Origin of the sequence: Loigolactobacillus zhaoyuanensis (assembly GCF_003946385.1) — a bacterium.
Lineage (GTDB): Bacteria > Bacillota > Bacilli > Lactobacillales > Lactobacillaceae > Loigolactobacillus > Loigolactobacillus zhaoyuanensis.
In genome coordinates this window covers 1-1,412 of record NZ_RHOE01000142.1, presented here as the reverse complement: position 1 = coordinate 1,412, position 1,412 = coordinate 1, and the positions used below count along the sequence as shown (strand labels likewise).

Below are 1,412 nucleotides of genomic sequence, written 5' to 3'. Positions count from 1 at the left end.
ACGGTTACCCCAGGTGGTACGCAAACTACCCCAGGTGGGACAACGATCACCGAAGGTGGCACGATCACAACCCCAGGTGGGACCGTAGTTAATCCAGGCGAGACCACTGATCCCGGTGAAGTTGAGATCCCTGATGGCGGCGTTAAGACGCCAGGCGGTACAGTCATCACGCCAGGTGGCACAACGACTACGCCAGGCGGGACAGTCACGACACCAGGTGAAAACACAGTTACCCCAGGTGGTACGCAAACTACCCCAGGTGGGACAACGATCACCGAAGGTGGCACGATCACAACGCCAGGCGGCACCGGCGTCACTCCAGGTGGAACGGTAACAACGCCAGGTGGAACTACTGTAACGCCAGGTGGGACAACTACAACGCCGAATGGCAACGGTTACCCCAGGTGGTACGCAAACTACCCCAGGTGGGACAACGATCACCGAAGGTGGCACGATCACAACCCCAGGTGGGACCGTAGTTAATCCAGGCGAGACCACTGATCCCGGTGAAGTTGAGATCCCTGATGGCGGCGTTAAGACCCCAGGCGGTACAGTCATCACGCCAGGTGGCACAACGACTACGCCAGGTGGAACGGTGACCCCAGGTGAAACGACACCAAGCAAAGTCAGTGACGTTACAGCAGTCATTGATGGTAATGGTCAAGTTACAGTTACTGGTACCGGGACTCCAGGAGCAACAGTCGTCATCAAAGACGTTAATGGTAACGAAGTTGCTACGGGTGTTGTTGGTAGCGATGGTCACTTTAGTATCGTTATCCCAGCCGCAACCGTTAAATCAGGTGACAAGCTTGAAATTACTCAGGTAATTGATGGCAAATCGAGTGATGCTGTTTCTGTAACAGTAGCAAATGTAGCGGGTAACGGTAGCGAAACTCAAGGTAATGGTGATAATAATGGCAATAGCAACGGTAATGATTCTGGTGCATTAACTGTTAATAGCAATGGCAACGGTAATAACACCGGTGCACAAGCTACTAACGGCACCGGCAACGGAACTGCTGCAAAAGCTGTTAAGACCGATGTTAAATTGCAAGGTGCTACATCAAGCTTGCAGAATCTTAACAATCAGGGTAAATTACCACAAACTTCTGAAGCGCAGAACAATCTTGCTGGAATTGGACTATTGAGCTTATTACTATCCTTCTTTGGTCTAGCAGGTTTGAAGAAACGTAAAAAAGATTAGTCGTAATGATAACCCAAAGTTAAGTTAAACTGAAAAAGCCGTATACCAAGTTAAATGGTGTGCGATAATCCCTTTATGGTTGTCAGATGAAATACAATAATTCATCTAACAACTATGGAGGGATTTTTGTATGCCCAGATCTAAACATACGGTACTCGAAAAATTAGCAATCTTAAAGGAACTTACCCAATCAAAAACTGGACTACGG

Annotated in this window: 2 protein-coding genes; both read left to right on the top strand. The window is 48.7% G+C overall.

The genetic code is table 11. The features are described 5' to 3' along the window. Positions 1-483, top strand: a 483-nt coding sequence (locus tag EKM76_RS13535) for a hypothetical protein (RefSeq protein WP_225417952.1), incomplete at its 5' end; no start/stop codon positions are given. Then, complete coding sequence (locus EKM76_RS13280; RefSeq protein WP_164507670.1) at positions 365-1,204, top strand: Ig-like domain-containing protein; 840 nt, start codon at positions 365-367, stop codon at positions 1,202-1,204. The genes EKM76_RS13535 and EKM76_RS13280, both read left to right, overlap by 119 nt. Positions 1,205-1,412: the final 208 nt, after the last annotated feature.